The sequence below is a fragment of the Hansschlegelia beijingensis genome (assembly GCF_045505405.1).
GTDB classification, from domain to species: Bacteria; Pseudomonadota; Alphaproteobacteria; order Rhizobiales; family Methylopilaceae; genus Methylopila; species Methylopila beijingensis_A.
In genome coordinates, this window is the sequence record NZ_JBJKEX010000152.1 from 1 (window position 1) to 6,816 (window position 6,816).

The 6,816-nt window shown below is 69.0% G+C and carries 6 protein-coding genes; 1 reads left to right on the forward strand and 5 read right to left on the reverse strand.

Annotation, left to right across the window (positions count from 1 at the left end):
* From ACIKT0_RS10685 to dnaK, 3 genes are all read right to left on the reverse strand, one after another.
* Positions 1–639: class I SAM-dependent methyltransferase (locus ACIKT0_RS10685; protein ID WP_407105332.1), on the reverse strand; the 639-nt coding region annotated here is incomplete at its 3' end.
* A gap of 95 nt (positions 640–734) precedes the next feature.
* Positions 735–1,856 (reverse strand): molecular chaperone DnaJ, encoded by a 1,122-nt coding sequence (dnaJ, locus tag ACIKT0_RS10690; protein WP_407105333.1) that lies wholly within the window; start codon positions 1,854–1,856, stop codon positions 735–737.
* A gap of 114 nt (positions 1,857–1,970) precedes the next feature.
* Entirely contained in the window at positions 1,971–3,878 is a 1,908-nt protein-coding gene (dnaK, locus tag ACIKT0_RS10695) for a molecular chaperone DnaK (protein WP_407105334.1), read from the reverse strand.
* A gap of 135 nt (positions 3,879–4,013) precedes the next feature.
* On the opposite strand from dnaK, the gene ACIKT0_RS10700 reads away from it, so the two are divergent.
* Positions 4,014–4,670 (forward strand): alpha-ketoglutarate-dependent dioxygenase AlkB, encoded by a 657-nt coding sequence (locus ACIKT0_RS10700; RefSeq protein WP_407105335.1) that lies wholly within the window; start codon positions 4,014–4,016, stop codon positions 4,668–4,670.
* Here ACIKT0_RS10700 and ACIKT0_RS10705 read toward each other — a convergent pair whose 3' ends face one another.
* Both ACIKT0_RS10705 and ACIKT0_RS10710 read right to left on the reverse strand, forming a co-directional pair.
* Complete coding sequence (locus ACIKT0_RS10705) at positions 4,671–5,771, reverse strand: YihY/virulence factor BrkB family protein (protein ID WP_407105337.1); 1,101 nt, start codon at positions 5,769–5,771, stop codon at positions 4,671–4,673. It lies immediately after the preceding gene.
* Positions 5,772–5,825: 54 nt separating this feature from the next.
* On the reverse strand, positions 5,826–6,816 hold a 991-nt coding region (locus ACIKT0_RS10710; RefSeq protein WP_407105338.1), incomplete at its 5' end, for a cytochrome P450.

The window sequence follows — 6,816 nt, forward strand, 5'->3', positions numbered from 1 at the left end:
CGCGGCCGAGCCGGACCCGGCCGGCCGGCTGTAAACCCAGACGCGCGCGGGCGGGAGATTGAGCCACACGCGAGGCGAGCCCACCGCGCTCGTCGCGCCGATGGCCTCCCGCGGGATGGGGGGCGTCAGGCCGTAGGTGAACTGCACGAACGGCGCGCCCGGCCGGGACATCTTGAGGCATTGCTCCAGCAGCGCGGCTCTCTGGCGCACCGGCTTCGTCAGCAGGGGAAGGCTGGACACCGTGGCGGTGAGCGGCTGGTCGATCCGGCCGGCCAGGGTCTCCTCGACCGTGTAGGCGTCGCCCTGGACGACCGTCACGCCGGGAAACCGCCGCTCGAGAAGCGGCACGAACTCGCGATTGTACTCGATCAGCAGCAGGCGTTCCGGAGCGACGCCGCGCTTGATCAGGGCTTCCGTCACCGGCCCCGTTCCGGGCCCGATCTCGAGGACGAGGCCGGGCTGGGACGGATCCACATAGCGGGCCATCATCCGGGCCAGCGCCTTGCCCGAGGGGCTCACCGCCCCGGTGACGAGCGGCCTGTCGAGCCAGGACTTCAGGAACCGCGCCTCGTCGGCGAAATCGATGCCTTTGCCGCGGCTCCCCGGGCGGCGTGGAGTCCGTCTCGCGATCTCGAGCATGGACGCAGGGAACTCCAATGAGGAGGGCGGCCGGCGGAGCGATTCCGAAGCCAGGAGGATGATAGAGGGCGAAGCGGCTCGGCAAGCGCAGAAGGTCACGCTCCGCCGAAAAACTCCTTAACGCGGCTGAAGAAGCCGGTCGACTCGGGATGGTTCGAATCCGACGCCTCGGTGGCGAACTCCTCGAGCAGCTCGCGCTGCCGGCGCGTCAGACGTTGCGGGATCTCGACATTGGCCTGGATGTACATGTCGCCGAAGTCCTTGGTCCGCAACACAGGCATGCCCTTGCCTTTCAGGCGGAACTGCATGCCGGACTGAGTGCCTTCCGGGATCTTCACGCGGGTGCGGCCGCCGTCGATCGTCGGGACCTCGAACGAGCCTCCGAGCGCGGCCGTGGTCATCGCGATCGGCACGCGGCAGTAGAGGTCCGCCCCGTCGCGCTGGAACAGCGGATGGCTCTCGAGCGACAGGAATATGTAGAGATCGCCCGCCGGGCCGCCGCGCAGGCCGGCTTCGCCTTCGCCCGAGAGGCGGATGCGGGTGCCGTCCTCGACGCCGGCCGGGATCGCCACCTCGAGCATGCGCTCCTTGGTGATCCGGCCCGCGCCGTCGCACTCCTCGCAGGGATCGTCGATCGTCTCTCCCCGACCGTGGCAGGTCGGGCAGGTGCGCTCCATCAAGAAGAAACCCTGGCTGGAGCGGATCTTGCCGGCGCCTCCGCAGGTCGCGCACTGCTTGGGCCGGGAGCCGGGCTTCGCGCCGGTGCCCGAACAGGCCTCGCAGGCGACGCTCGTCGGAATGCGGATCTGCGCAGTCTTGCCCGAATAAGCGTCCTCGAGCGTGATCTCCATGTTGTAGCGGAGATCCGCGCCGCGTTCGCGGCCTCCCGAGGAGCGGCCGCGCGCGCGGCCGTCGCCGAAGAACGATTCGAAGATGTCCGACATGAAGTCGGACATGTCGGCGCCGCGGCCGGGCCCGCCCATGCCGCCCTGCTCGAAGGCGGCGTGGCCGAAGCGGTCATAGGCCGCGCGCTTCTGTGGATCCTTCAGGCAGTCATAGGCGGCGTTCAGTTCCTTGAAGCGGGCCTCCGCTCCCGCATCCCCGGGGTTGCGGTCGGGGTGCCAGCGCATCGCGGCCTTGCGGTAGGCGGCCTTCAGCTCGCTGTCGCTCGCGGTGCGCTCGACTTCGAGAACCTCGTAAAAATCGCGTCTGGACATGGGCGTCTTCGTCAGGCGCTCGCTGGCGTTCCGGTGTCGGGATCGGGCACGACGAAAGCGACCCTCAGCGCTTCCTTGTCGAAAGCGGCGAGGGTCGCGACCGTATCGTCAGCTTTAGGCGGACTTCTTCTTGTCGTCGACTTCCTCGAAGTCGGCGTCGACGACGTCGTCCTTGGCCTCGGCCGTCGAACCCGGCGCTTCCGCGCCGCCTTCGCCCGCCTGGCCCTGCGCGTACATGGCCTCGCCGAGCTTCATCGACGCCTGGGCCAGCGCGTTCGTCTTGGCCTGGATGGCCTCGACGTCGTCGCCCGCCACCGCGGTCCGCAGCTCCGCCAGGGCGGCCTCGATCGCCGGCTTCTCGCCCGCGGCCTTGTCGCCCAGGTCGCCGAGGGTCTTCTCGGTCGAGTGGATCAGCGCCTCGGCCTGGTTGCGAGCCTCGACGAGCGCGCGACGCTTCTTGTCCTCGGCGGCGTTGGCCTCGGCCTCCTTCACCATCTTCTCGATGTCGGCGTCCGAGAGGCCGCCGCTCGCCTGGATCCGGATCTGCTGCTCCTTGTTCGTCGCCCTGTCCTTGGCGGACACGTTGACGATGCCGTTGGCGTCGATGTCGAAGGTCACTTCGATCTGCGGCACGCCGCGCGGCGCCGGCGGAATGCCGACGAGGTCGAACTGGCCGAGCAGCTTGTTGTCCGCCGCCATCTCGCGCTCGCCCTGGAAGACCCGGATCGTGACCGCGTTCTGGCTGTCCTCGGCGGTCGAGAAGGTCTGGCTCTTCTTGGTCGGGATCGTGGTGTTGCGGTCGATCAGGCGCGTGAACACGCCGCCCAGCGTCTCGATGCCGAGCGACAGCGGGGTCACGTCGAGCAGCAGCACGTCCTTGACGTCGCCCTGCAGCACGCCGGCCTGGATCGCGGCGCCGATCGCGACGACCTCGTCCGGGTTGACGCCCTTGTGGGGCTCCTTGCCGAAGAACTGCTTCACGACCTCATGGACCTTCGGCATGCGGGTCATGCCGCCGACGAGAACCACCTCGTCGATCTGACCGGCGGAGACGCCGGCGTCCTTGAGCGCCGCCTTGCAGGGCTCGATGGTGCGCTGGATCAGGTCGTCGACCAGGCTCTCGAACTTCGCGCGGGTCAGCTTCAGCGCGAGATGCTTCGGCCCGGAGGCGTCGGCCGTGATGTAGGGCAGGTTGATGTCGGTCTGGCTCGCGGAGGAGAGCTCGATCTTGGCTTTCTCCGCGGCTTCCTTCAGGCGCTGAAGAGCGAGCTTGTCGTTGCGCAGGTCGATGCCCTGCTCGCGCTTGAACTCGTCGGCAAGGTAGCCGACCAGCCGCATGTCGAAGTCTTCGCCGCCGAGGAAGGTGTCGCCGTTGGTGGACTTCACCTCGAACACGCCGTCGCCGATCTCGAGCACCGACACGTCGAACGTGCCGCCGCCGAGGTCATAGACCGCGATCGTGCCGGAGGATTTCTTGTCGAGGCCGTAGGCGAGGGCCGCCGCCGTCGGCTCGTTGATGATGCGCAGCACCTCGAGGCCGGCGATGCGGCCGGCGTCCTTGGTGGCCTGACGCTGGCTGTCGTTGAAGTAGGCCGGGACGGTGATGACCGCCTGGTCGACCTTCTGGCCGAGATGCGCCTCGGCGGTCTCCTTCATCTTCTGCAGCGTGAAGGCGGAAATCTGGGAAGGCGAATAGGCCTTGCCGTCGGCCTCGACCCAGGCGTCGCCATTGTCGCCCTTAACGATCTTGTACGGGACGAGCTTCTTGTCCTTCTCGACCGTCGGATCGTCGAAGCGGCGGCCGATCAGCCGCTTGACCGCGAAGAAGGTCCGATCGGGGTTGGTCACCGCCTGGCGCTTGGCCGGCTGACCGACCAGACGCTCGCCGCTGTCGGTGAACGCGACGATCGACGGCGTCGTGCGGGCGCCCTCCGAATTCTCGATGACCTTCGGCTGAGTCCCGTCCATGACGGCGACGCAGGAATTGGTGGTTCCGAGATCGATCCCGATGACCTTGCCCATGACTCTCACTTCCTCATCTTCTTAAGCGGACCGGAACGGCCCCGAAGCGGCCTTGCGGAGGCGGCCGGATCAGCCTCCACAACCCTTCGGTCCCTTGGAAATCCGCGGGTTTCGCGGGTCGGCGGGTATATAAGGATGGCAAATTCCGGTCGCAAGGCGGGCGATGACGGGGCCGTGAGCGGCGCGCCCGCCGGGCTGCGGCTGCGGCCGGGCTATCTGTCGGCGCAGACGCAGCGTGATCTGCTCGCAATCCTGCGCGAGGCGCTCGTGGCGGCGCCGCTCTACACGCCGACGATGCCCCGCACAGGCAAGCCGCTCTCGGTGCGAATGACGAATCTCGGCCCGCTCGGCTGGGTGTCGGACGCGGACGGCGGTTACCGCTACCAGTCGACCCATCCGGTCACCGGCAGACCCTGGCCGGCGATCCCGGACATATTGCTGCAGGCCTGGCGCGAGATCGGCGGATATGTGGCCGCCCCCGAGGCCTGCCTCGTCAACTGGTACGCGCCCGGCGCGCGGATGGGGCTGCACCAGGACCGCGACGAGCAGGACTTCGACGCCCCCGTGGTCTCGCTGTCGCTCGGCGATACGGCGCTGTTTCGGCTGGGCGGCGTCCGACGCTCCGACCCGACGCGGTCCTTCCGCCTCGGGTCCGGCGACGCGATGGCGCTCGCCGGCGAAAGCCGGCTCGCGTTTCATGGCGTCGACCGGATCTATCCCGGCACCTCGACGCTGCTGCCGCAGGGCGGCCGGATCAATCTGACGCTGCGGCGGGTCTCGGCCCCGGGCTGATCAGGGCGCGACGGTGTCGGCCATCTGGGCGCCCCGGAGCCCGAGCGGAAGCGGCGCGCCGGTGGTGGTGTCCGCCGCGGTCTGGTGCTCCATCTCGGCGTTCAGCTCGCCTCCGAGAAGCACCACGATGACCGAGATCCAGATCCAGGTCATGAAGCCGATCACCGCCCCCAGCGAGCCGTAGGTCTCGTTGTAGGTGGCCATGTTGGCCGCATACCAGGAGAAGCCCGCCGATGCGGCCATCCAGATGAGCGCGGCGATCAGCGAACCCGGGGCCGCCCACCGCCACTGCGGTCGCGCGCGGCTTGGCCCGAAGCGGTAGAGCAGCGTGAGCCCGAGCATCACCGCGCAGAACAGCAACGGCCAGCGGCCGAGCGACAGCAGCGTCTCGGTGCGGTCGCCCAGCCCGACGTAGTCGAGCGTGATCGGCAGCACCACGATGGCGTTGAAGGCGAGCAGCAGGAACACGATGGCGCCGGCCGTGAAGGTCAGGGACATCAGGTTGAGGCGAACGAAGGAACGCCGCTCATGTTCGTCATAGACGACGTTGAGGGCGTCGAAGAGCGCCTTCATTCCGGCGTTCGCGCTCCACAGAGCGGCCGCGAGGCCGAATAGGAAGGCGAAGCCGAGCGAGCCGTCGCTCTTGGTCACGATGCGCGTGACCTGATCGCGTGCGATGTCCAGCGCGCCGCCCGGAACCACTCCCTCGAATGAGGCGAGCTGGTCGTTCAACGTGGAGAGATCCGCGACGAGGCCATAGAGCGACACGAGGGCGACGATCGCCGGGAAGATCGCCAGCAGGCCGTAGAACGTGACGCCTGCGGCGACCGCGAGAAGGCGGTCGTCCGAGATCTCGGCGTAGACCCGCATCAGGATTTCCTTCCAGCCCTGGGCCGGAATCTCCGCCGGGGTCCGGGCGTCCTTTCCGCGACCATGAGACCACGCCGCCGGGGGCGCGGCCCTGGCCGGGCGCGGCCTTCGCTGGAACAAGGCGGCTGCGGCGATGACGCCCGCGGCCGCGATCGCGCCGGCCGCGAGCACCGCAGTGTCGACGGCCGGGCGAAGGTCCCGATGCTGCTCGCTGGACTGTTGCTGTGGCACGCTACTCACCCCCTTTTGGCAGGGAGCAAACGCGCGGCGTGCCTTCTCGTTGCCTCAATCGCGCCGCGGCGTGATCCGCATCGGCATCCCGCCGCCGGGCCGCAGCGTCACCCGCAGCCGGAGTTCGGGCTCGAAACCCGGCCGCAGCTCCGCCCGTGCGGCGCGCAGCAGCGTCGCGAGGATGAGAACGCCCTCGATCATCGCGAAGCTCATCCCGATGCAGATGCGCGGGCCCGCGCCGAACGGCAGGTAGGCGTAGCGGTGGCGCGCCTTCGCGGCCTCCGGCGCGAACCTTTCGGGATAGAAGACCTCTGGCGCCTCCCACAGCAGCTCGTGGCGATGGACCGCATAGATCGGGATATAGACCTGCGCCCCGGCGGCGAGCGACTCCGAGCCGATGCGAACCGGGCGGACGGCCTCTCGCACGACGGCGGCGGCCGGCGGATAGAGCCGCATCGCCTCCTGAAGGGCCTGCCGGGTATAGGCGAGCCCAGCGACGTGCTCGGCGGTCAGGGGGCCCCCTCCGGTGACCTGCTCGATCTCGGCCCGGATGCGTTCCGCCGCTTCCGGATGCCGGTCGAGCAGGTAGAACGTCCAGGTGAGAGCGAGCGCCGTCGTCTCGTGTCCGGCGGTGATGAAGGTCAGGACGTTGTCCGCGAGCTCCCGGTCGCTCATGGCGTGGCCGGATTCCGGATCCCGGGCGGCGAGCAGCAGCGCCAGAAGGTCGTCCTGCGCGTCCGGCGCTCTGCGGCGCTTCGCGATCATCTCCACGATCTCGCGTCGCAGGAAGCGCCTCGCGCGGTCGCTGCGCAGGCGCCCGGGGTGAGGCAGCCAGGGCGGCAGCCGGGCGATCGACATCGCGATCACCCAGCCGAGCGGGTCCAGATAATCGTTGACCGCCCGCTCGACCCGTTCGGCGTCGACCCCGCCGCCGCCGAGCATTGTCCGCACGATGACGTCGTAGGTGGTGAGCATCATCTCGCGCGCGACGTCGAGCTCGGCGCCGCCGGCGGCCAGCCAGCGGTCGCGCGTGGTCTCGGCGAGA